The organism is Enterobacter sp. BWH64 (genome assembly GCF_001037645.1).
Classification (GTDB): Bacteria; Pseudomonadota; Gammaproteobacteria; order Enterobacterales; family Enterobacteriaceae; genus Enterobacter; species Enterobacter hormaechei_C.
The window spans coordinates 1,452,148-1,474,819 of sequence record NZ_KQ089922.1 but is presented as its reverse complement, the minus strand read 5'-3'; the positions used below and the strand labels follow the sequence as shown (position 1 = coordinate 1,474,819).

The 22,672-nt window shown below is 49.8% G+C and carries 22 protein-coding genes and 1 tRNA gene; 11 read left to right on the top strand and 12 right to left on the bottom strand.

The features are described 5' to 3' along the window. The first annotated feature begins 89 nt into the window (after positions 1-89). From SK50_RS06980 to SK50_RS06950, 7 genes are all read left to right on the top strand, one after another. Positions 90-1,199 carry an AI-2E family transporter gene (locus SK50_RS06980; RefSeq protein WP_017383139.1) on the top strand — a complete coding sequence of 370 codons (1,110 nt, stop codon included), beginning with the start codon at positions 90-92 and terminating at the stop codon, positions 1,197-1,199. 114 nt (positions 1,200-1,313) lie between these two features. Next, positions 1,314-3,098 carry a diguanylate cyclase gene (locus SK50_RS06975; protein ID WP_048229241.1) on the top strand — a complete coding sequence of 595 codons (1,785 nt, stop codon included), beginning with the start codon at positions 1,314-1,316 and terminating at the stop codon, positions 3,096-3,098. 383 nt (positions 3,099-3,481) lie between these two features. After that, a complete protein-coding gene (locus SK50_RS06970) occupies positions 3,482-3,976 on the top strand; it encodes a putative pterin-binding protein (protein WP_023303170.1) in 495 nt (164 codons plus the stop codon). A 17-nt stretch (positions 3,977-3,993) separates the two neighbouring features. Then, positions 3,994-5,931 (top strand): putative bifunctional diguanylate cyclase/phosphodiesterase, encoded by a 1,938-nt coding sequence (locus tag SK50_RS06965; RefSeq protein WP_017383137.1) that lies wholly within the window; start codon positions 3,994-3,996, stop codon positions 5,929-5,931. Positions 5,932-6,190: 259 nt separating this feature from the next. After that, complete coding sequence (locus tag SK50_RS06960) at positions 6,191-6,448, top strand: YjhX family toxin (protein ID WP_017694448.1); 258 nt, start codon at positions 6,191-6,193, stop codon at positions 6,446-6,448. Positions 6,449-6,458: 10 nt separating this feature from the next. Then, a complete protein-coding gene (locus tag SK50_RS06955) occupies positions 6,459-7,205 on the top strand; it encodes an SAM-dependent methyltransferase (RefSeq protein WP_045344611.1) in 747 nt (248 codons plus the stop codon). Positions 7,206-7,986: 781 nt separating this feature from the next. Continuing rightward, positions 7,987-8,445: a hypothetical protein gene (locus tag SK50_RS06950; RefSeq protein WP_048229240.1), complete on the top strand. Its 459-nt coding sequence runs from the start codon at positions 7,987-7,989 to the stop codon at positions 8,443-8,445. Positions 8,446-8,504: 59 nt separating this feature from the next. Here SK50_RS06950 and SK50_RS06945 read toward each other — a convergent pair whose 3' ends face one another. The 6 genes from SK50_RS06945 to SK50_RS24000 all read right to left on the bottom strand — a co-directional run bounded on the left by SK50_RS06945 (position 8,505) and on the right by SK50_RS24000 (position 12,729). Continuing rightward, positions 8,505-10,838 (bottom strand): primase-helicase zinc-binding domain-containing protein, encoded by a 2,334-nt coding sequence (locus tag SK50_RS06945; protein WP_048229239.1) that lies wholly within the window; start codon positions 10,836-10,838, stop codon positions 8,505-8,507. Between the two features lie 14 nt (positions 10,839-10,852). Continuing rightward, positions 10,853-11,173, bottom strand: coding sequence for a DUF5375 domain-containing protein (locus SK50_RS06940; RefSeq protein ID WP_048229237.1), 321 nt, complete (start codon positions 11,171-11,173; stop codon positions 10,853-10,855). Next, on the bottom strand, positions 11,170-11,397 hold the full coding sequence (locus SK50_RS06935; protein ID WP_048229235.1) for a hypothetical protein: 228 nt from the start codon (positions 11,395-11,397) through the stop codon (positions 11,170-11,172). Before SK50_RS06935 ends, SK50_RS06940 begins: the two co-directional genes overlap by 4 nt. Continuing rightward, the gene (locus SK50_RS23100; protein WP_082197596.1) at positions 11,394-11,945 is read right to left on the bottom strand and encodes a host cell division inhibitor Icd-like protein; all 552 of its coding nucleotides are present in this window, start codon (positions 11,943-11,945) and stop codon (positions 11,394-11,396) included. The genes SK50_RS06935 and SK50_RS23100 overlap by 4 nt, the downstream gene beginning before the upstream one ends. Then, positions 11,942-12,208 (bottom strand): helix-turn-helix transcriptional regulator, encoded by a 267-nt coding sequence (locus SK50_RS06925; protein ID WP_048229231.1) that lies wholly within the window; start codon positions 12,206-12,208, stop codon positions 11,942-11,944. Before SK50_RS06925 ends, SK50_RS23100 begins: the two co-directional genes overlap by 4 nt. A gap of 341 nt (positions 12,209-12,549) precedes the next feature. Then, the gene (locus SK50_RS24000) at positions 12,550-12,729 is read right to left on the bottom strand and encodes a hypothetical protein (RefSeq protein ID WP_163373971.1); all 180 of its coding nucleotides are present in this window, start codon (positions 12,727-12,729) and stop codon (positions 12,550-12,552) included. A gap of 41 nt (positions 12,730-12,770) precedes the next feature. Between SK50_RS24000 and SK50_RS06920 the strand changes: the two genes are divergently transcribed. From SK50_RS06920 to SK50_RS06910, 3 genes are read left to right on the top strand one after another with little or no spacing between them, the layout of a single operon-like run. After that, positions 12,771-13,505, top strand: a complete 735-nt coding sequence (locus SK50_RS06920; RefSeq protein WP_048229229.1) for a hypothetical protein — start codon at positions 12,771-12,773, stop codon at positions 13,503-13,505. After that, on the top strand, positions 13,502-13,729 hold the full coding sequence (locus tag SK50_RS06915; RefSeq protein WP_045141904.1) for an ogr/Delta-like zinc finger family protein: 228 nt from the start codon (positions 13,502-13,504) through the stop codon (positions 13,727-13,729). Before SK50_RS06920 ends, SK50_RS06915 begins: the two co-directional genes overlap by 4 nt. 18 nt (positions 13,730-13,747) lie before the next feature. Next, positions 13,748-14,314, top strand: a complete 567-nt coding sequence (locus SK50_RS06910) for a phage polarity suppression protein (RefSeq protein ID WP_048229227.1) — start codon at positions 13,748-13,750, stop codon at positions 14,312-14,314. A gap of 483 nt (positions 14,315-14,797) precedes the next feature. On the opposite strand, the gene SK50_RS06905 is transcribed toward SK50_RS06910, so the two are convergent. From SK50_RS06905 to proB, 6 genes are all read right to left on the bottom strand, one after another. Continuing rightward, entirely contained in the window at positions 14,798-15,721 is a 924-nt protein-coding gene (locus SK50_RS06905; protein WP_048229225.1) for a DUF4435 domain-containing protein, read from the bottom strand. A 7-nt stretch (positions 15,722-15,728) separates the two neighbouring features. Beyond that, complete coding sequence (locus SK50_RS06900) at positions 15,729-17,165, bottom strand: AAA family ATPase (protein ID WP_048229223.1); 1,437 nt, start codon at positions 17,163-17,165, stop codon at positions 15,729-15,731. Positions 17,166-17,306: 141 nt separating this feature from the next. Beyond that, positions 17,307-18,476 carry a tyrosine-type recombinase/integrase gene (locus SK50_RS06895; RefSeq protein WP_048229222.1) on the bottom strand — a complete coding sequence of 390 codons (1,170 nt, stop codon included), beginning with the start codon at positions 18,474-18,476 and terminating at the stop codon, positions 17,307-17,309. Positions 18,477-18,639: 163 nt separating this feature from the next. Next, positions 18,640-18,715 (bottom strand) — tRNA-Thr (locus SK50_RS06890). Between the two features lie 111 nt (positions 18,716-18,826). Then, positions 18,827-20,080: a glutamate-5-semialdehyde dehydrogenase gene (gene proA / locus SK50_RS06885; RefSeq protein ID WP_017694463.1), complete on the bottom strand. Its 1,254-nt coding sequence runs from the start codon at positions 20,078-20,080 to the stop codon at positions 18,827-18,829. Between the two features lie 11 nt (positions 20,081-20,091). Continuing rightward, positions 20,092-21,195 (bottom strand): glutamate 5-kinase, encoded by a 1,104-nt coding sequence (gene proB / locus SK50_RS06880; protein ID WP_015571369.1) that lies wholly within the window; start codon positions 21,193-21,195, stop codon positions 20,092-20,094. Between the two features lie 305 nt (positions 21,196-21,500). On the opposite strand from proB, the gene phoE reads away from it, so the two are divergent. Next, on the top strand, positions 21,501-22,553 hold the full coding sequence (gene phoE, locus SK50_RS06875) for a phosphoporin PhoE (protein ID WP_017383128.1): 1,053 nt from the start codon (positions 21,501-21,503) through the stop codon (positions 22,551-22,553). Positions 22,554-22,672: the final 119 nt, after the last annotated feature.

Sequence of the window (22,672 nt, the reverse complement as noted above, 5' to 3'; positions counted from 1 at the left end):
AGCCACCCGGCACGACTTCGGCGCAATTATTGGTAAATCTTTAAATCAGTTCTATAGTCGACACAGTTTCTTCTTCACCAGGACTCACTATGCGATTTAACGGACTGACCAAAGGTTTCTTTATTCTCATCCTGGCCCTTGTTACCTGGGCTTTCTTTGACGTGCTGTCACCCTATTTCTCGGCGATTCTGTGGGCCGCGATCCTGACCATCATTTTCAACCCGGTGAAAAACAAATTGCGTACCGCGCTGGGCGATCGCAACGGGCTGGCTTCCCTCCTTACACTCGGCATTATCTGCCTGATCGTGTTTATTCCGTTGATGGTGATCCTTTCCTCGCTCGCGGTGGAACTGAACATGGTTTACACCAAGCTGCAACAGAACAACACGCAGTTCCCGGAAGTCATCGCCGGTATTTTCAACCGACTGCCGGACTGGGCCAGCGGCTTCCTGGCGGATCACAACCTGACCAACGCCGCGCAGATTCAGAAAAAGCTTTCCGATGTCGCGTTACAGGGTGGACAGTATCTGGCGGGAAGCGCGTTCCTGATTGGTAAAGGGACGTTCGGCTTTGCTATTAGCTTCGGCATTATGCTGTACCTGCTGTTTTTCCTGCTCAAAGACGGGCCCTATCTGGTGCGCCAGATCCTCGACTCGCTGCCGCTGTCTGACTTCGCCAAACAGCACCTGTTCGCTAAGTTTGTCGGCGTCTCACGAGCCACGGTAAAAGGTACGGCGGTCGTGGCAGTGGTTCAGGGTACGCTTGGCGGTATCGCCTTTGCCATCGTCGGTATTGACGGTAGCGTACTGTGGGGAGCGCTGATGGCGTTCCTCTCCCTGGTGCCCGCCGTCGGCTCGGCTATCGTCTGGGTTCCCGCCGCGATCTTCCTGTTTGCCACTCACCAGCTGTGGCAGGGTCTGTTCATTGTGGGCTTTTTTGTCATTATCGTCGGGCTGGTGGACAACCTTTTACGTCCGCTGCTGGTGGGCAAAGACACCAAAATGCCGGACTACCTGATACTGATCACCACGCTCGGCGGTATGGAGCTGTACGGCATTAATGGTTTTGTTATTGGGCCGCTGATTGCCGCCCTGTTTATCGCCTGCTGGAACCTCTTCTCCGGCCGCGACCACGCAGGCAACGCCGAGGAGCTGGACGCAGACTTTATCGAAGAGGGAAAAAACCCTCCGGATCTCTAACGAAACGCGTTTTGTCAGGCGGCCCTGTGCCGCCTTTTTTTTCGCGATAAATCAGGGGTTTTCTATAATCTGAAATGAACGCTCTTCCACATTTGTCGTAGAAGGATCCAACAGGTGCGAATCGCCACGATCACAAACTGGGCCTATGGTGTCACGGTGTGCCTGACCATTGCCTCCGGTATCGTCATGCTGATGGCTTCCCATGCCGACAACGTAGAGCGTCAGGCTGTTAAGCAACGACAAATTTTTGACCAGCTTACGGAAGAGATTGAAGCAGAAACCTGGATGCTCTCCGATTTAGCGCGCCTTTACGCCATCAAAAAAGAGCCCGATGTGCTGAAAGCGTACCAGGCGAAAGAAGGTGAACTGAAGAATATTGAACACAAAGTGGGACAGTTAAAAGATACGGGCGCAACGGGCGAAGAGCTGGCGCTGCTGTATGAAGGGCTGAAGATTGTTGATGGCCTACAGGATGAACAGCAGGCAGCAATTGCCAGCGTCGCCCGGGGTGAGGAACAACAGGCCATTGCGTTACTCTTCGGCAAAAGCTACGAACTTGAAACGGAACGCGCCCAGAGCAAGATTGACCATTTTCGTATGCTGCTGGATAAGCGCATTATTGCCGATGTCCAGGCAGCGACCAACACGTCGAAAACGCTGCGTACCGCCTCAGAGGTGATGGTCGGCCTGACCGCCCTGCTCTTCTTATTCGTGATGGGCTTTATTCTCAAGCACCGCGTGCTGCGGCCGGTAGTGCGCCTCAGCGATGTGGTTCACCGCCTGGCCTCACAGGATTACGGCGTCGAAACGCCCAATTTCAACCAGGTCGATGAGATAGGCGATATGGCGCAGGCCATTCGCATTTTCCGCGAGAACGGGCTGGCAAGGCAGCGGCTTGAAAAAGAACGCGACGCAGACTGGGCCATCCGCGAGCTGCTCGCGCGAATGACCCAGCGCTTGCAGGGGTGCGAGAACGTCAGCGACGTGATTGAGGTGGCAGAGCTGTTTGCTCCCAACATTGCGCCGGGTATCGCCGGACGTCTGTATATTCTGGATCGAAACCCGTGGAAGATGCGCTGTGCGGCGGAATGGTTATCTCCACAGGGAGAAAAAAATGCTTTCCACCCCGATCAATGCTGGGCCATACGCCGTGGTCAGAGCCACCCACCGGTCAACGGCGAGCCGGATATCGGTTGCCAGCATCTGCCTGAATCACAAAAAGACAGCTCACTGTGCGTGCCGCTCATTGCGCAGGGGGAAGCCATTGGTTTGCTGTCGTTTCAGAACATCACGCCTGAAACGGCACCGTCCCGCGCATATCTCGAATTAATGGCGGAAGCCCTGGGTCTGGCGCTGGCCAACCAGCGTCTGCGCGATGCCCTGCTGGAAAAAGCGCTATTCGACCCGCTCACCGGCTTGCGTAACCGTCACCACCTGGAAGATACCCTGCGCACTCAGATAGCTCAGGCAATGCGCAATGATGAGCCGGTGAGCTGCATGATGATCGACATCGATCACTTTAAAAGCATTAACGATCGCTTCGGCCATGAGGCTGGCGATCATGTGATTAAGAGCGTGGCGACAATTGTTCAGCGTGCCGTGCACGATGCCGGCCTGGCCTTCCGCTTTGGTGGCGAAGAGTTTCTGGTGCTGCTAACGGGTGCGGATGAGGAAGCGGCTCACGCCTGCGCAACGGAGATTTATAACGGCGTCCATACGCTGTCGCTGCGCTATGGGCTTGCTGAGATTGGCCCAGTGGATGTGTCGATCGGGATCGCCAGTTACCCGCAGCACGCCCAAAGCGACGACCTGCTGCGCGCAGCAGATGTGGCGCTTTACCGGGCGAAAGAGCTGGGGCGCTCGCGGATCGTCAGTTTCAGTATGCTGGAGACGGGTTAACCGAAAATCCCTGCCAACGACGTCAGAGGTATGCGCACTCTCTTATTCCCTCACATTGAGGGTGCGTTATCATTCTTTGTACAAATAAATCAATCTTAACGATGCCACCATTGATAAAAAATGGGGGTGCGTAAATATATCAATAAATCAAAGCGATCATTTTTTAAACCCGGGTGGCTAATTACACTGAGTTTATATGTTTTAAAAAACGTAAGCTCCAGCCAGAGGTCTGCAATCACGGGGCAAACAACGATTATCCATTTGATTTTAATACATTTAATGAAGTATCGTTTGCAAAAAGCCGTGGCGTTCAACAAAATAGACAAACTTATAGGATAATTAACTTATAATTCTTATACTTCTGATAAAAAGAGGAGGCCAATATGCGAATAATCCTAATGCTGTGCTGCTTTTTGGTACAAAGTTTAAGCTGGGCTGGCGAACTGCCAAAGCCTGTGGGCAAACCCATTTTAACCATTACCGGTAATATAGAAAATACGAACGAAAATGGAAAAGCCGTTTTTGATATTGCCAGCCTTGAAAAACTGGGGATGGTGAGTTTCCAGACGACCTCTCCCTGGTATAATGGCCGCACGAAGTTTGAGGGTATCCCGATGCGCAAACTCATGGAGTATGTGGGTGCAAAGGGTTCGGTCCTGAATGTGGTTGCACTCAATGATTACACGACCGTCATCCCTCTCAGCGACTTCCAGAAATACAACGCCATCCTGGCTTTAAAGGTCAATGGCGAATATATGCGCATCCGCGATAAAGGTCCGTCATTCATCGTCTACCCTTATGACAGTCTTCCTGAACTCAATAATCAGATTTATTACTCGCGATCGGCCTGGCAGGTCAGCAAAATGAAGATTGAATAGTAGTTCAGGAGAACATAATGAACAGGATACTGGTTGGTATCATTTTTTCTCTTTTTATCACTACGGGATATATAGCCTTTCTTGTCTACGACCGTCAGCAGGAGTTGCAAAAATTGACTCACTACACTGAGTCCTGGTCTGTAGCCCAACTGGTATCTGAATATTACCGATTTGAATCATGGATTGGACTGTACGCAACCGAGACTGATGACGTTACGGTAGACCAGGTTCGCATGCGCCTGGAAATCATGCTGAGCCAGAATGATTTATTGAAAGAGGGCGGCCTGGGTCGTTATATAAACAGCGCGAAAGCGCATCAGGTGCTCGCCTTACGCCTGGAAAATATACTGAACTATCTGGATGGTCATCTTGAGAAAATGAGCCGTTCAGAGTTAAAGCTCTATCTGAAAAATATGCATTCACTGGATGCCCCGCTAAGCCAGCTTTCATCAACGGCTTTAACAAAAGATGTTAATACAATCAATGAAACTAACCTAAAAATACAGGTTCTGTATTATATTTATTCAGCACTTTCGCTGTTACTGGTTATTTTAAGCTTCATACTGGGCTTTTTGATTATCTATCAAAATAAAAACATTCTCAAAGCACATACACAGGTTAAAACGCTGGCTGAAGAACTTCAGCTGTCCAAAGAAACCCTGCAAATCCAGAATACAAAACTGGAATACGATGTTTATCATGACTCCCTTACCGGCATGAAAAACCGTCTTTTCTTCTGGGATGATCTCAATAAACTTAATCTACAGGCTGAGGAAAAACATATTTCGGTCACGGTGATGTTATTCGATTTAGACCGGTTCAAAGAGGTGAATGATACCTACGGTCATGATGCTGGCGATTTACTGTTACGTGAGGTATCCACGCGCCTTAACGCTTTGAGCCGCTTTTCAGAGACATTTTATCGTTTGGGCGGCGACGAATTTGCGTTTCTCTCCAGTGGCTTAACCGAAGCCGCAGCCGTTTCACGCGCGCGAGAAATCAGTGATAGCATCAGCAAGCCCTATACAATTAATAATCAACTCATCAAAATAGCCACCTGTGTGGGTATTGTTTTATCGGATAACGAACGACGTTCAGATTACCTTTATAAATTTGCCGATCTGGCGCTCTATGAAGCCAAGAAAGAAGGTTCTCAGCAAATCAAAGTCTTCCGCCAGCGAATGCTACAGAAGTTGCAGGAAAGCAGAACCCTTGAAAATGATATGGCAAGAGCAATAGAGAATGATGAGTTTATTGTTTATTACCAGCCTATTGTGAATTCCGTCAGCAAGGAAATTTACGGCTATGAAGCGCTTATTCGCTGGATGCACCCCGTCAAGGGGATGCTCTCCCCTGATAGCTTTATTTTCGCCGCTGAAAAAACAGGCATGATCAACGAGATAGGTAAAACTGTACTTAAACTGGCCTGTAGGGAAGCGGTCTCATGGGCTGTTCCGGCCAGGATCTCCGTCAACGTCTCGCCTGTTCAGTTAGGCAGCAAATCATTTATTAATACGGTGCAGTCCGTTCTGGCTGAGACCGGGCTCCCGGCTAACCGTCTTGAGTTAGAGGTCACAGAGTCTTCCCTCTTCAGTGACAGAAATAACCCCATTGCGATCCTCAAAAAACTACGCTCACTGGGCGTAAGAATTTCTATTGATGATTTTGGCACGGGTTATTCGTCGCTCTCCAGACTCAGCGAACTGAATTTTGATAAAATCAAGATCGATAAATCTTTCGTCAATCCGATATCTACGCAGGAAGATGCGCTTAATATTGTGAAGCTGATTACCGGTATGGCTAAAAGCCTTAATATGGGCGTTATTGCCGAGGGCGTTGAGACCGAAGAGCAGCTTGAGCGGCTTCAGGCTCTGGGTTGCGAGCTTGTGCAGGGATATCTTTTCAGCAAACCACAGCCTCAGGTCGACAGCAAAATTAAGAGCGGCCAGGAATGATCCCCTCTCCTCAGCCCGATACCAACCGGGATCACATTTTTCACCCCTGGGTATTCACTGACAATAACCAGGTGTTATCATTCACCCCGTAAATACCTATCAACTCAAACCGAGGCTTTGATGCTGGAGAATGTAATCATCCGATAATCAGCTTCCCGACCTTTCCAGGCCGGACTGATTATCAATGCGCCGAAATCGTATGCGGACACCACTGTGTGTTTGCACGTTTTGCACATGATGATTAAACAGGTTTTCCAGTATGAATTTATCCCGTCAGGAACAACGTACCTTACACGTTCTCGCCAAAGGTGGCCGTATTGTGCACGTCCGCGATAACTCTGGCCGCGTCACCGCCGTTGAATGCTATAGCCGCGAAGGGCTACTGCTGGCTGACTGCACGCTCGCCGTTTTCAAAAAGCTCAAAACCAAAAAGCTGATCAAATCCGTTAACGGTCAGCCCTACCGCATTAACACTACGGGGCTGAACAATGTTCGCGCTCAGCCTGATAATCGTTAAGGAGAGGATGATGGATATCCCACGTATTTTTACTGTTAGCGAAAGCAAACACCGCATTCATAACCCCTTTACACCAGAGAAGTACGCGACGCTGGGCCGCGTGTTACGCATGAAGCCAGGCACACGCATTCTCGATCTCGGCAGCGGCTCGGGAGAGATGCTTTGTACCTGGGCACGTGATTACGGTATTACCGGTACCGGCATCGACATGAGCCCGCTCTTCACCGCGCAGGCCACGCGGCGCGCAGAGGAACTCGGCGTCAGCGAACGCGTCCATTTCATTCATAACGACGCGGCCGGCTACGTCGCGAATGAAAAATGTGACGTGGCGGCCTGCGTTGGCGCAACCTGGATTGCGGGGGGCGTAGCCGGGACAATGGATCTGCTGGCAAAAAGCCTCAAGCCCGGGGGAATAATGCTCATCGGCGAACCGTACTGGCGTCAGGTACCTGCGACGGAGGAGACAGCCCAGGCCTGCGGCGTCTCGTCGATCGCAGACTTTCTCACTCTGCCCAGTCTGGTTGCGTCTTTCGATCAACAGGGCTATGACCTGGTTGAAATGGTGCTGGCTGATCAGGAAGGCTGGGACAGGTACGAAGCCGCAAAATGGATGACCATGCGGCGCTGGCTGGAGGAAAACCCAGACGATGACTTCGCGCAGGAAGTTCGGGCGGAGCTGACGATAGCGCCTGAACGTCATGTGACGTACACGCGGGAGTACTTTGGCTGGGGAGTGTTTGCGTTAATGGCGCGATAACATGGCGCTGGCGGTATAGCCTTTAGGGTTATGCCGCCGATCAACTTCTTTGAGGTACAAAACGATGACGCGAAAATGTGCAGCCATTAGCAACATTTGCTGCCATGATCTGAGAATGAGATTTACTGGAATGTAGGGTAACTATTTGATTTAGATGGTGCGATAATAGGAACCAACAAACGAATACATGACACTGATTTTAAAACAAAATTTAATATCGAAGAATAAAACTATACACATCACTATACACATTGGCGGTAGCGTTCATTTTTTATACTGAAAAACTGTCAGAAAAAATCTTTTTTTGCATTTAACTGTTCACACTGTTCACCTCGATTATTTCCCATTTTAAATCATGACGTTAAGTGGTGATGAGTTGGTGAAGAGTGAACAGTCGACTCTTCACCTTTATGATTTTGTACGCTCAGGATGCACCGGGTCAGGCTACGCGGGGGTAAAAAGTTTATTTAGGTTTTACTGCTCACTCTGTTCAAGTTTAATTTTATAATAATTTCAATTGGTTACTGGGCAATTAGACAGTGAAGAGTCGATCGTTCTTCCGACAAGATATTTATGTATAAAAAGAGCGGCCGTTGCCGGTCTGAGGAAAGTGAAGTTGCAGCAGGCTCACCGCGCGCCTACGGCCACTGAGGAAAAAATTCATTATTTTGTTAAGACCCAGAACTTAATGAGATAATGTCCAAATAGTTGGCATCATGTATCTATCTCCGTGAATGGCCACGTAACATTATTCATAACTTAACCGGAATATTAATCAGATATGAGTGAGTTTCTTCTGGGGGTTCTTGCGAGCCTTGTCGCAGGTGTGGTTGTTTTCATCCTAAAAATTATTTGGCCAAATCTTACTGACAAATGTCTCTACAAAGGCGTTCGTGTTGAAGGTGTGTGGGATGTGATGGAAGAGCGTAGTGGCAGATCTTTAAAAGTTGGGAGGCTAGAGCTAAAACAGCGTGGATGCCGCCTAACCGGCATAAGCTCAAGAACCAAAACTCGTGATGGTAAAAATTCAGATAGGAAATTCAATTACCACGGTTTAATCAATGGTAATCAGGTAACGTTGGTTTTCGAAGATGCACGGGGTGTTGGTTTTGACACAGGAACCTATGTTTTCACTGTCTACAACGATGGTACGACAATGGTTGGCATGGCTACTTTCCACGGTAAAAGAGAGAATAAAATTATTTCGGAGCCAAGGATATTACGAAAGACGGTGGCTTAATTCTGAACCATGTGCCATTGCTCTAGATAAAAAGACCGGCGATTGCCGGTCTGAGTGGGTTATGTCGCTGCGGTTTCATCGCACTTCGGCAGCCAGTCGCCGTTGCTGTCTTCCCTGAGCGTCAGGTTGGTTTGCGTCCCCTGTTTGGTGTGCCGCTTCTCGTAGTTCATCCCGTACTCTTTCAGCATCATCGGCAGCCCCAGCCCGAACATTTTCAGGCTCAGCACATGCTTGTAACCGTTGGCCTCCATATAAACCAGATAGGCATGATAGAGATAGTTACGGGGCTGTCGCGGGATGATATTGGCGTTCCCCATAAACATTCCGTTCGTCTGCGGCAGCGCTTCCAGATAGCCGCAAAAATCAAACGTCGGGTCAGCGTCGCGTTTGATGCTGAGTGCCTCGTCAGAGTTCTGCTGTGACTGGAGCAATGCACGCGCCGTCATCGGGTCGCTGAACTGCTGCATAAGCTGGCGCACGATGACGGCCAGCTCTTGCGCGATTTTGTCCTTAAGCTGCGGGTCACGCTCCTCCGGGGCAATTTGCTCCGGGAAGTGGATTATCACCCGCCGACGGGACACGCCGCCGCTGCGGTCGGTGAAGCGCATCGGGTTATTGTTCACGGCCAGAATCACCGCCGGGATATAGGCCGAATAGGCGTCGCGGTATTTTGGGTCAACTGACACGGCATCGCCGCCGGTTATGGCCTTAAGTCCTGCGCCGTCCCCGCTCCATTTCTCCTGGTCAGGCAGGCGTATCAGCGAGAAGCCAATCAGCGCGGCACGCTCACGTGGTGATTCCAGCGTCTCGATGGTCGCTGACGTAGCGTTGTCCTCCCCGGCGAGCAGGGTCGCAATTTCGGCCAGAATACTTTTCCCGCTTCCGCCGGGTCCGGTGACTTCGAGAAAAAGCTGCCAGTCGTAGCGGTTCGCCAGCACCATAAACAGCGCGGCGAGTATCACGTCACGTTTAGCCGAATTACCACTGGCCGCACGGTCGAGCCAGCGCCAGAAATTCGGCGCATGGGTTTCCAGCGTTTCACCCTCCACCGGAGGGGTAAAGTCCACGTCGCACAGGGTGCGCAGCCAGTGTGATTTGCTGTGCGGACTGAATACGCCGGTGAGGGTATCGAGCACACCGTTGCGAAAGCCAATCAGACGACGCGCCGGGGCGGCCTGCTGCGGAATAATGAGTTTCAGGGTATCGACCACCGAGGCAATTCTCCCCGATGAGAACGGGGCACGCAGGCGCTGGAACAGCCCGGCCACGTCGCGCGCAAAGTCTGAGGGCGGGATGATTTTCCATGTCCCGGCTTCATACCGGGACAGGAGCTGGCCGTTCGCATCCACAGCCAGCGCTTCGCCGTAATGCTCATGCACCCGCATCGCCTTTTCACTGGTGCTCATGGCGGTAAATTCCGCCTCGCTCATGGTGTCGAACGGGCTTTGCGCCGCTGGCCGGATGGCATCGTAAATCGCTTTGCGTGTGGTGTCCTCGCCCTGCTGCATAAACGCATCATTCCAGTCACCGAACACCGGCGGGAGGGCAACCGTGCCCTCACAGGCCTGTGCGGCCTCTGCGGCTTTGATCTGGCCGTTCCCGCTGAGGTCACGGTCAGCGGCGAGGATAATCTGACAGGCCGGGTGCCTCTGACGGGCAAGGCTCGCCAGAGAAAGGAGGTTCACGGACGAGAGCGCCACCATGACGGTTTCACCGGTCAGGTGATGCACGGTGAGCGCGGTCGCGTAGCCCTCCGCTATCCACAGGCGTTTTCCCGCCTCTTTTTTCCCCTTGATAAGGTGATACGCCCCTTTTACCGCTCCGCCTTTCAGGGTGCGTTTGAGGCCGTCAGAATTAATAAGCTGAACGTTAACCACCGAGCCGGTATCGTCCTGCAGCGGCACGATGACATCACCGGCGCGGTAGGTCACGCCGCCGGTCTTGTGTGTGGTGGTCAGCGTCAGGCATTCGAGCGCAGGAAAGCCCTTCCGGGTCAGGTAGGCGTTGCCGGTGCCCGGGCGGGTTTTCTCCAGAAGCTTTGCGGCAAGCGTGGCAGCGGCTCTCCGGCTGGCATCGCTTTCGGCCTCGGCGGCGGTAATAATGTCCTCAGCAACCGGCGGCAGACTGCCGGTCAGGGCGCTCACCTTCCCGGCGGCTTCGGAAGCCGACACGCCGAACACCTTTTCGACCAGCTTAAGTCCGTCACCCGCGCCGCACTGGTTGCAGAACCACGTCCCGCGCCCCTCTTTATCATCGAAGCGGAAGCGGTCAGAGCCGCCGCACACCGGGCAGGCCTGATGCTGGTTTTTACTCACTTTCACACCCAGCGCCGGGAGAATGCGCGGCCAGTGGCCGCATGCCTGTTTTACGGTTTCCGTTACGTTCATTTTCATCGTTATTTTCTCCCTCAGTGCACAACCGGCGTGTCGATATGACGGGCGCAGAGTTCATCCATTACGGCAAGCCCCAGAAAGGACAGCGACGGCGCGGCTTTCAGTGGTCCGGCTTCCATCAAATCCTCCAGCAGCGCACAGGCAATCTGACGGCCTTTTTCCTCGCCATGCTGGCGCAGATAAAACCCTTCCAGCTCGGCGGCAATAGCACTTTCCAGCGCATCAAGGGTGAGTTGCGGGTAGCGGTGCTGACGTTCGCACAGGGTCAGCCAGGCACAGGCCACGGCACGACGATACAGGGCGGCGCGTAATACCGGCGGTAACGGCTTTTTCATACGCTACCCTCCCCGGCCAGCCAGCGCTGATTGCAGCGTTCGACCACGCCGTCGAGCTGGGCGGTCATCAGGTAAATCACGGAGTTAAGCTGCGACTGCTGCGCGGGGTCGCGGTGGAGGGTGGTGCAGTCCTGCTCCTGCATCATCGCGCTGACAAAGTGGCCGACGTTGCGCAGGTGCTCAAGGCATTCGAGTTCTTTAATGCTGAGGGTGGTGTGTTTCATGCGCGCACCTCTGCAACCGGCAGACGGCCAGCAAACGAGAGGATGTAATCGCGAACAAGGGAAAGACGTGCGGCGTGCTCGTCACCGGCCACGGTGCGAAGCATACAGATACGGGGTTTACGGTCTGCGCGACGAACGGCGGCAAACAGGAAGACAAATTGCGGGTGTGACGGGGTGAGGATCGTAGCCATAAGGGCAACCTCCATAGTTAGCTGGTTACAGCTACCACCGAAGTTTCCACACTTATGGGTGGTAGCCCAGACGGGGGTGGAAATACCGGTAACTATGGGAACCGGCCCGACCGAAGTCGGCCCCGCCTGAGCCACCATTATTATAACAGCGCACAGGTTTCTAAACCGTTGCGCAGATAACGGGTGCATCAAGGCACAGACATAAAAAAAGACGCAAGGCGCGTCTAATGTCGCCATAGTTAAACACGGGTTTCCACGCCCGGCTGTCGATTTTGCGACAGCGGGAAAACTATACCTGGAAACGGCGAACGGAAGCAAGCCAGAAAAAGGGGCTTTCAGAAGAACGGCCATCATCATGCGTCACAGCTCCGGTTACGATCGGCGATCCGTTCGGCCATCCATGCGGCGATTTCTGACTGCGCCCACGCCACGTTTTTACCGCCAAGTGAGATCTGTTTCGGGAAAGCCTCCCGGCTGATGAGGTCATAAATCGTCGAACGGGACAGGCCACACAGGTGCATCACTTCGGGCAGGCGAATAAAGCGCTCCTGAACGGCGTCAGAAAACGGCATTGGCGGGGCGACAGGCGCAGAAGACGGGGAAGAAAAAGCGGTGTGCATCGGGCTACCTCATAAAGTCCATACAGTGCCGGTCGTGTCCGTCCGGCCTCGGGTAGCTCTCTATTTTGTGAATATTTTCTCTCAGGGCAACAAGTCTTTTCATATCAGCCCACCACACAACTGACTGAATTTTATACCGTAAACACTGCTGGCCTATATTGGCCGTTATTGGCCTTTATTGGCCATTGTTGGCAAAGTCGATAAGTTAAAAATGAAATATATATACACACTTTTATTCCGAATGAATCTAACCAGCTGAAACTCAGTCAGTGGTCAATAAATGCTCAGGGTGAACAGTGGTGAACAGACGGTGAACAGTCAGACCATCAACTGTTCACCATTTAAGATACTGTATTACTTATATTTTTATTTAAGGTGAACAGTGGTGAATAGTAAACAGTAAAAAAACAAACAGAGAGGGTGATTTTCCTGCGACCTTTCTCTGGCAAGCCTGCTTTTGAAAGTCCCGTCTGTGCCATTCCTGCCACAACGGCAATGAGTCGAGTTGTTGTGTGGCGCACGGCAGAATCTCCTCAACTTGACATGACTGAGGAGACACACCATGACCACCACCGCTATCCCTGAATACCTGACACCCGCATTTCAACAACTGGACGCGGCCAGAGCCGCCCACCTCGAGAGCGCCCGTCAGATGGATGACACCACCACGGCCATTGCCCGAACCGCCGAACAGAAAGCTGAGATTGAAAAGGAAAACGGCAGCGATGCCAGCGTATGGCGCAGGGCATTCCGTGCCGGTGGAGCAGTGCTGACGGATGAGCTGAAACAACAGCATCTGGCACGCGTGGCCTCCCGCGAGCTGGTGCAGGAATGCGACAGGCTGGCTGAGGTTCTGGCCTATGACAGCGACCGGCTGAAAGCCCTCTGTGACGGCACGGCCAGAGATTATCGTCAGGCGCATCATAGCGTGCTCAGCCAGTACGCCGGGAAAGAGCTGGATAACGCGCTGCGTGATACGTGCGGGGCCCTTGTCCGGGCGATGAAACTGAAAATGCTGACGCTGGGGAACCCGCTCGCAAACACCGTCGGGATTCAGGGTTATGTCGAACCGGATAAAGCCGTCATGCAGGAGGTGCAGGCGTGGCTCAAGCGTGCAGTGAATGACTGTCATATCCGTCTGGCGGATGAGCCGGTGCTGTTTAAAACCGGGCTGTCGGCTGAGACGCTGCCCCATATGGATTACGGCGTGGCAGTGACCAACGGTCAGCGTCAGGCCTTCTTTAACAAACTGCGTGAGCGTGAAGCTGACCTGAAAGCGCGGGGACTGCTGGAGTGATGCACTGCCCGTTCTGTCAGTGCCCGGCGCACACCCGTACCAGCCGCTATCTGTCCGGGACGATCAAGCAGATTTATTACCAGTGCACCAACGTCCTGTGCTCCGCCACGTTCAGAACGGTGGAGTCAGTCGACAAAGTGATTCAGCCGCCCTCGGCCACGACAGAAACAGACGACCATTTAATCTGCACTCAGGCCGGTAAAACCCGAAAACAACGCCTGTAACCCATACGGAGACACCTGATGACACCCTTAACGCTGGAGCAGGCCTTTGAAGTCTGTCAGAACACTAAAACCGCCTGGCTGACCCGCAAACAGGAGCTGGCCGACACCGAACAGGAATACCGGGAACTCATCGCCACCGGTGATGACAGCCGCACCCGGAGTCTGCAAACCCTGCGCGATATTATCGACGTGAAAAAATGGGAAATTAATCAGGCGGCCGGTCGTTATATTCGCGCACATGAGAGCGTGCAGCGCATCAGTATCCGTGACCGGCTGAATGATTTTATGCAGGCGCACGGCGCAGAGCTGGCCGCCGCGCTTGCGCCTGAATTAATGGACTATAACAGCCAGAATCCCGCCGTCAGACACTGCGCGATGCAGCACTCCGTCGATTACCTGCGCGAGGCGCTGTCGGTGTGGCTGGCCGCCGGTGAAAAAATTAATTATTGCGCACAGGATAATGACATTTTAACGGACATCGGATTCAGGCCTGATGCGGCTTCGCGGGATGATAATCGTGAGAAATTCACACCTGCACAAAACCAGAATTACGTGAATAAACGCGCAGAACTGGCCTCGCAGTAGCCCGTCAAAAAATCCCCGTAAATCCCGCCATTTTTCCCGAATTAAGCCATGCATGCGTAAGGTGCATGGTTTTGCATGCGTTTTCACGTCCCGGCCTCCCCCGCCAGCGCCAGCTCTGGTGCGGTCTGAGGCTGCTCTTGCACCTGCATTGAAAGAGGCCCCTTAAGCGGGCAGGCGTGGCGGGGAGAGCATTGCGCGCAAGCGCAAAGGAGTTTATTACATTCACCGTCTGTTCAGATTGCTATATTGCGTGGACTCAAATGCAAAATATTGCATAGTGTTGTAGCTTTCAATAATATAAAAGTTCCTAAGGTGCCCGGACTAGCAATAAGAGGCCCCCTCAATAAAACTGTTCTGCAAAGGAGTTGAACTATGGTATTTATTTTTTGTAGTGAGCCGAGTTTATCCTTACTCAATAATTAAAAACACCCCACGAAGTCAGAATACTAAGTGGGGATAGAGTTAAATTGGTAGTAAGGATATTCAAATATTCTTGAGGAAATCATCGAGACGATTTATTTTCATACAAGCTGGAACGAGCCTTGCTATTGATAAATCAGTATAGTCATATTGCTGCTTAGACAATTTCTTATCATTAGCTGGAGCAATATCATCATTAGAGTTTTGCTCGGCATTTAAACTATCGATTCTTGAGTTAATGTATTTTTTAATTCTCATCAACCACTCACTAACAAAATAATAGACATATTTTCCTCGAATAAGTTTATCATCATCTAAGGTCTTTATAACTTCATAGTATTTCCTCTCGTCATCTGAAAGATTACGCAACCTTTCAGAAATAACACTAACCTCCTTAACTTTTAGAATCACCTTGTCTTTTTCAATCTTATCAAAAATATCGCTACTCTTTGGAAATTCTACACCCAACTTAAGTATTCTTGACATGTACAATTGCACTGAAATCTCTTTAATCTCTTGATAAAAACTAGCCTTGGCTTTTTCATAATTGCTCATAACACTATCAATAATTTTTTTATGGCGTTCATCAAATTTAAAGTTTGACACAATGAAATGTTTGATTACTCTCTCATTGGATAAAGGATTTTCAATCGCATAAAATGGAAGAGTGAAAACATTTTTGTTGCAATGACAGTAATTTGAATAATCTTGATCAACAAAAAAATAAGTATTCATTAAATACTCACCGCCTTCCTCATCAAGCTCTTTATATAAAGAAATAGATTGATCCTTTCCTGCTCCATTTATATGAGCATAAGCTTTATCATATCCAGAGATAACCAAAGCATGATGATAAAAGTCATAATCATCATCACCTTCAAAGACAAAAAGAGGCTTTTCAGCTTCTTTATTTTTTATTAATCTCAACCTCAGGACGCATGGCTTCTTGATTGCATCCATCATCATGTTAAAACGAGAATCGTCCATTTCACCCTCAATGCTTAACAACTTTCAATGATTTAACCTGGGATTTCAGTTCGTTATTAAAAACGAACGGAGAATGAGTTATTGCAAGCATTTGAGTAACTGATGGGCTATTAACAATATCAACTAATACATGCTCTTGCCATTCAAGCGACAGAGATAGTTCCGGTTCATCAATCAATACAATTTTTTTCTTTGTATGATCTAAATACATATGAGCCATGAGCGAAATTATTTGCTTTTCACCTGAAGATAGGTCTTCTAATTCAATAGTATTATTTGTATGCAAATCTTTAACGATAACCTGTAAAGTTTCAATATCAAAATTTAGTGATTTAGAATCATCGGATAATTGCAAATATTTATTACAGATAACAACAAAACTTTCTATTTTCAACTCAAGTTCTTTAGTAGAGTCTATAACCGCCTTTAATTTGGATAAAAAATAACTCAACATATCATTTGAGGCTAATACTTCTTTATTCTCCATTATATTTGTGACTTCTTGAATTATTCTTTTATTACTTTCTTTATCTTTATTAACGACTCTACCTAAAAATCGTGACAATTCTGAGACAGATGGAAGCTTAGGCTTTGTTGGCGCATTTGCTTTTCCAGTCATCATATCTTCTATGATTGTAGCACTTAAGGTTCTATAACCTAAGCTAGATCGTCGTTCAATAGACGAGCTCAAATCTTTTAATTTTGACTCAACATCAAATAATCCAAACTCTATATTAGAACCTAACTCTGACTCTTCCCTCACCCTTATTAGCTCACCATCTTGAACCACAAGCTTTTCATTCTCATCCCTTGTAAATTTGTCTCGCAAAGTTGACTTTTCAATACGCCTATAGGTTGGAAGATAAATAATCTCGATATCCTTAGTTTTTTGCTTTATTTCTTCAATAGCTTGAATTGTTTTTGATCTCTCAGGTTTACTGGTTGAAAATAACTCAGGTTTATCAAACGAGGAATAATAATTTTTCAATAATACCTTAACTTCAGATAAAACAGAATCTATATCACTAAAGTTATAAGGACTTGAATGATACATTTTTTTGTACCATTCTGTTTGCCGAGCATCCCTAATATTTTTATGGATAAGATAAGCTAATGAGTCCTCAATTTGATTAGATTTCAACTTTCTTGTTAACTCATGAAAGCGTGATGGCAATAAGGCATTATTCAAAAAATCAGAATAACTTAACTCTGCAATATTCAGAGAAAACTTTTTATCCGTGAATTCAATTTCAATGCTTTCGCATTTTATTTTTCTAAGCTCATCAAGTTCACCTTTCAAGGTTGATTTTAGGGCATTAATTAATGTTGTTTTTCCTGCCCCATTCTCAGCAATAATAACGGTGCTTTTTTCGTTAAAAATCAACTGGATATCTTTGTAACCATACAGTTTATTAATTTGAAATTTCTTTAACTCAACAATCATTGTGAGACTCCTTTCTATTGTGTACATTTATATCAATACAGCTAACAAAAACATTTTATTTTGGTTAAGTACCTTTCAAAAGTATATAAATATTATTAAAATTATCACTTATGGTTATCATATTTTTTAAATTCCATCCAGTTAATATTTTAAAATGAAGCTCGAATACCAATCCATCATATCCCTTCTATCATCAACATACTGGGCATGGTTGTAAGTACCACGGATTTTGTTCTTATCAGTATGTGCCAACTGAGTTTCAATCCATGCGGACGCATACCCTTTTTCATGCAATATTGTAGATAAAGTATGCCTAAAACCATGTCCCGTCACTCTCCCTGCATACCCAATCCGTTTGATTAGTTGATTTATGCTGGCTTCACTCATAGGTTTGTTCGGATCGTTCCGCCCCGGAAAAACATAACGATAGCTCCCTGTCATGACCTTTATTTCATTGAGTAAATCTAACGCTTGAGTAGACAATGGCACAAGATGTGCCTTACGCATTTTCATCCTTTCTGCTGGGATTTCCCAAATAGCGTTATCCAGATCAAATTCCGACCATAAGGCCGCACGTAATTCAATGGTTCTAACACCCGTAATCATAAGTAATTTTGTAGCAATCAAGACAAGCCGACTTCCGGTGTAACCGTTTAAAGCGCGTAGAAAATCAGGTATTTCATCAGCTTTTAGGAACGGGAAATGATTTGATTGATGCACTTCGAGAGCGCTGGAGAGATCAGACGCAGGATTGTACTCCGCCCGGCCCGTTGCAATTGCGTAGCGAAACACTTCGGAGCAACGCTGCCGCACTTTGCGCATTTTCTCCAACGCACCACGTTTCTCAATTTTACGCAGAACGTTCAGCAGCTCTAGCGGTTTAATCTCTCCCACTGGCCTTGTTCCCACATAAGGAAAAATGTCGTTCTTAAACGCTTCCATGATGTCTGATGCATATCCCGCAGACCATTTGGCAGATTTCAGTTGATGCCACTCTCTGGCTATCTTTTCGAAGGCGTTCTCTGACTCTGTTTGCAGAGCCAGCTTTTGGTCTTTTCGAACCTCACTAGGGTTCTTTCCTTCTGCCACAAGTTTTCGAGCTTCATCACGACGGAAGCGAGCATCGGCAAGGGTGATCGTTGGGTAAACCCCAAGCGAAATCATTTTGGGTTTCCCGGCATAGCGATAGCGGAAACGCCAGCTCTTGCTTCCATTAGGTTCTATAAGCAATGACAAGCCTTGCCCATCCGCAAGCGTATAGGGTTTATCTTCAGGCTTAGCGCGGCGAATCTGCATATCGTTTAAAGGCATGTGTATAGAAATCCAAGACCGAACAGGAATATATACACAATCCTATACACATTCCGTATCGGATTCTACTGGATGGTTACGGACGATGATGGACTAAAAAGCAGTAAAATCGTTATAAATCAGGGCGTTTATGGATGAATACGGACGCTTAAGGAAGTTAAGATGGTGCCGATAATAGGAGTCGAACCTACGACCTTCGCATTACGAATGCGCTGCTCTACCAACTGAGCTATATCGGCCCTGAAAGGCCGGTTACGAGCGTAACCACGGGGCAAAAGAGTAGATCTAACCGGGTGATGCGTCAATGCCCTTTTGAATCAAACGGCTATTTTTGCATCACCCGCGATTATTTACCCACGAATCGTATCATCACCGTAGCCGATCCACTTGTAGGTGGTCAGTGCTTCCAGCCCCATCGGACCGCGGGCGTGCAGCTTCTGAGTGCTCACAGCCACCTCCGCGCCCAGACCAAACTGGCCGCCATCGGTGAAGCGCGTCGAGGCATTCACATAAACCGCAGACGAATCCACTTCATTCACAAACCGATCGGCATTGCGCAGGGTGCGCGTCAGGATCGCGTCAGAATGCTGGGTTCCGTGTTCACGAATGTGTGCAATAGCGTCATCAAGATCCGCAACTACCTTCACGTTCAGATCCAGCGACAAATACTCATCGTCGTACTGCTCCGCGTTAACCGGAACGACCTTCGCCGGACCGTCTTTCAGCAGGGCGAGAGACTTCTCATCCGCATGCAGCGTGACGCCACTTTCCGCCATCTGCTTGCTCAGCGCTGGCAGGAAGGTACTGGCGATGCCCTGATGCACCAGCAGCGTTTCCACCGTATTACAGGTGCTTGGACGCTGTGTTTTAGCGTTGACGATAATCTTCAGCGCAGGTTCTACCTCCGCGGTGTCATCCACTACGATATGGCATACGCCAATACCACCGGTGATCACCGGAATGGTAGATTGCTCACGGCACAGCTTGTGCAAGCCCGCGCCGCCGCGTGGAATCAGCATGTCGATGTATTTGTCCATGCGCAGCATCTCGTTGACCAGCGCACGGTCGGGGCTTTCAATCGCCTGCACGGCACCCGCCGGTAAACCACACTCCTCCAGCGCCTGCTGAATGACGTTTACCGTCGCGGCGTTGGTGCGCCAGGTCTCCTTCCCGCCACGCAGGATCGCGGCATTACCGGTCTTCAGGCACAGGGAGGCGACATCCACCGTCACGTTTGGACGCGCTTCGTAAATCACCCCAATGACGCCAAGCGGCACGCGGCGACGCTCAAGGCGTAATCCGCTGTCGAGCACCCCACCGTCAATCACCTGCCCTACCGGGTCGGCGAGGTTGCACACCTGACGGACGTCGTCGGCAATACCTTTCAGACGCGCCGGGGTCAGCGCCAGACGATCGAGCATCGCTTCACTCAAGCCGTTGCGACGCGCTTCCAGCAGATCCTGCTCGTTGGCGAGCAAAATTTCCTGCGACTGAGATTCCAGATAATCAGCGATTTTTTCCAGCACGCGATTTTTCTCGCGGCTGGAAAGGAGCGCCAGTTTATAAGAGGCGGCTTTCGCGGCTGCGCCCATTTGTTCCAGCATGTTCTGGCTCCTTAACGAATAATCATGTCGTCACGATGCACGGCAACCGGGCCATATTCATAGCCCAGGATGGCGTCGATCTGCTGGGAATGGTGACCAGCAATCCGACGCAGCGCGTCGCTGTTATAACGACTTACACCATGAGCGATGTCGCGACCTTCAAGGTTACGGATTCGGATCACTTCACCACGCGAGAAGTTGCCTGTCACGCTTTTAATTCCTTTTGGAAGTAACGAGCTTCCTCTTTCCAGAATAGCGGCGGTCGCGCCTTCATCCACGGTCAATTCGCCAGCCGGGGGCGCACCAAAGATCCAGCGTTTTCGGTTTTCCAGCGGGGACGCCTGGGCGTGGAAGCGTGTGCCCACAGAGATGCCTTCCATCACATCACCGATCACACCCGGACGGCTGCCCGCGGCGATGATGGTGTCGATACCGGCCCGGCACGCCACGTCCGCGGCCTGTAACTTGGTGCCCATGCCGCCGGTCCCCAGACCAGAAACGCTGTCACCCGCAATGGCACGCAGCGCATCGTCAATGCCGTGAACGTCTTTGATCAGTTCAGCCTGTGGATTAGAGCGCGGGTCAGCGGTAAACAGCCCCTGCTGATCGGTCAGAAGCAGCAGCTTATCGGCCCCTGCCAGGATCGCCGCCAGCGCAGAGAGGTTATCGTTGTCGCCTACTTTGATTTCAGCGGTGGCAACAGCGTCGTTTTCGTTAATGACCGGAACGATATGGTTATCCAGCAGCGCACGCAGCGTATCGCGGGCGTTCAGGAAACGTTCTCTGTCTTCCATATCCGCACGCGTCAGCAGCATCTGCCCGACGTGAATGCCGTAGATGGAGAACAGTTGTTCCCAGAGCTGTATGAGTCGGCTTTGTCCCACGGCGGCCAGCAGCTGTTTGGAGGCGATCGTCGCGGGGAGTTCGGGGTACCCCAGGTGTTCACGCCCGGCGGCAATCGCCCCGGAAGTCACAATAACAATACGATGCCCTGCGGCATGCAACTGAGCGCACTGACGTACAAGCTCAACGATATGGGCACGATTCAGGCGGCGCGATCCGCCTGTTAACACACTGGTACCGAGTTTTACCACCAGCGTCTGGCTGTCACTCATGATTCTCTGCCGTTCAACAATAAGGGAAAATGATGTCAGTCAGACGTTTTAACAGGTGTCAGCTCCGTTGCCAACTGCCTTAGCGCATGACCCGTCACTTTGTTGCGCGGGATCAGGAAGCGTAGCGGCAGATTTTGACAATTTTATTACCGAAAAATTAAAACATACTTTTTTAGACATATTCTTACTTTGTCATAAAACTTTCACCCACGAACGATAAAACCCTTCCTGTTTTTCACGGGGTAATAAGTCGAATCTTATTACTCAGCGAATATTAGCGCGTTTTTATAAAATCAGGATTGAAAATGAAAAAGAGCACTCTGGCATTAGTGGTAATGGGCGTAGTTGCTTCCGCATCTGTTCAGGCAGCAGAAGTTTATAATAAAAACGGGAATAAACTGGACGTGTACGGCAAAGTAAAAGCAATGCACTACATCAGTGATGATGACGCTAAGGATGGTGACCAGACTTACGTTCGTTTCGGCTTTAAGGGTGAAACGCAGATTAACGATCAGCTGACGGGCTACGGACGTTGGGAAGCTGAGTTCGCAGGTAACAAAGCTGAGAGCGACTCTTCTCAAAAAACACGTCTGGCATTTGCCGGGCTGAAACTGAAAGACTTCGGCTCACTGGATTACGGCCGTAACCTGGGCGCGCTGTATGACGTCGCCGCATACACCGATATGTTCCCGGAGTTCGGCGGTGACGGCCTGGCACAGACCGATAACTTCATGACGAAACGCGCCTCCGGTTTGGCCACATACCGTAATACCGATTTCTTTGGCCTGGTTGACGGCCTGAACATGACCCTGCAATACCAGGGCAAAAATGAAAACCGCGACGTGAAGAAGCAAAACGGTGACGGCTTCGGTACCTCCCTGAGCTATGACTTCGGCGGCAGCGATTTTTCTGTGATTGGTGCGTATGCCAGCTCCGATCGCACTAACGATCAAAACCTTCAGGCACGCGGCGAAGGTAAAAAAGCAGAAGGCTGGGCAACCGGTTTGAAATATGATGCCAACGATATTTATCTGGCCACTATCTATTCCGAAACCCGCAATATGGCCCCTATTTCCGGTGGCTTTGCAAATAAAGCGCAAAACTTCGAAGTGGTCGCACAATATCAATTTGACTTTGGTCTGCGTCCATCTCTGGGTTACGTGCAGTCTAAAGGCAAAGATATCGAAGGTATCGGCGATGAAGATATCGTGAAATACATCGACGTAGGTGCGACATATTATTTCAACAAAAATATGTCTGCGTTTGTTGATTATAAGATCAACCAGATCGATGACGATAATAAACTGGGCGTAAGCAGCGATGATATCGTTGCGCTGGGCATGACCTACCAGTTCTGATGTTGTGGTAATAAAAAACCGGCGCTGTGCCGGTTTTTTTGTGCCCGGTGACGCTGTGCTTACCGGGCGTACGGGATAGTACATTTTTCATGCCGGGTAAGGCGTAGCCGCCACCCGGC

Excerpts from the sequence above, each read along its gene's own strand:
- SK50_RS06980 (WP_017383139.1), top strand. The coding sequence starts at position 90 with ATGCGATTTAACGGACTGACCAAAGGTTTCTTTATTCTCATCCTGGCC.
- SK50_RS06970 (WP_023303170.1), top strand. The coding sequence starts at position 3,482 with ATGCGAATAATCCTAATGCTGTGCTGCTTTTTGGTACAAAGTTTAAGC.
- SK50_RS06965 (WP_017383137.1), top strand. The coding sequence starts at position 3,994 with ATGAACAGGATACTGGTTGGTATCATTTTTTCTCTTTTTATCACTACG.
- SK50_RS06960 (WP_017694448.1), top strand. The coding sequence starts at position 6,191 with ATGAATTTATCCCGTCAGGAACAACGTACCTTACACGTTCTCGCCAAA.
- SK50_RS06955 (WP_045344611.1), top strand. The coding sequence starts at position 6,459 with ATGGATATCCCACGTATTTTTACTGTTAGCGAAAGCAAACACCGCATT.
- SK50_RS06950 (WP_048229240.1), top strand. The coding sequence starts at position 7,987 with ATGAGTGAGTTTCTTCTGGGGGTTCTTGCGAGCCTTGTCGCAGGTGTG.
- SK50_RS06945 (WP_048229239.1), bottom strand. The coding sequence starts at position 10,838 with ATGAAAATGAACGTAACGGAAACCGTAAAACAGGCATGCGGCCACTGG.
- SK50_RS06940 (WP_048229237.1), bottom strand. The coding sequence starts at position 11,173 with ATGAAAAAGCCGTTACCGCCGGTATTACGCGCCGCCCTGTATCGTCGT.
- SK50_RS06935 (WP_048229235.1), bottom strand. The coding sequence starts at position 11,397 with ATGAAACACACCACCCTCAGCATTAAAGAACTCGAATGCCTTGAGCAC.
- SK50_RS23100 (WP_082197596.1), bottom strand. The coding sequence starts at position 11,945 with ATGATGATGGCCGTTCTTCTGAAAGCCCCTTTTTCTGGCTTGCTTCCG.
- SK50_RS06925 (WP_048229231.1), bottom strand. The coding sequence starts at position 12,208 with ATGCACACCGCTTTTTCTTCCCCGTCTTCTGCGCCTGTCGCCCCGCCA.
- SK50_RS06920 (WP_048229229.1), top strand. The coding sequence starts at position 12,771 with ATGACCACCACCGCTATCCCTGAATACCTGACACCCGCATTTCAACAA.
- SK50_RS06910 (WP_048229227.1), top strand. The coding sequence starts at position 13,748 with ATGACACCCTTAACGCTGGAGCAGGCCTTTGAAGTCTGTCAGAACACT.
- SK50_RS06905 (WP_048229225.1), bottom strand. The coding sequence starts at position 15,721 with ATGGACGATTCTCGTTTTAACATGATGATGGATGCAATCAAGAAGCCA.
- SK50_RS06900 (WP_048229223.1), bottom strand. The coding sequence starts at position 17,165 with ATGATTGTTGAGTTAAAGAAATTTCAAATTAATAAACTGTATGGTTAC.
- SK50_RS06895 (WP_048229222.1), bottom strand. The coding sequence starts at position 18,476 with ATGCCTTTAAACGATATGCAGATTCGCCGCGCTAAGCCTGAAGATAAA.
- proA (WP_017694463.1), bottom strand. The coding sequence starts at position 20,080 with ATGCTGGAACAAATGGGCGCAGCCGCGAAAGCCGCCTCTTATAAACTG.
- proB (WP_015571369.1), bottom strand. The coding sequence starts at position 21,195 with ATGAGTGACAGCCAGACGCTGGTGGTAAAACTCGGTACCAGTGTGTTA.
- phoE (WP_017383128.1), top strand. The coding sequence starts at position 21,501 with ATGAAAAAGAGCACTCTGGCATTAGTGGTAATGGGCGTAGTTGCTTCC.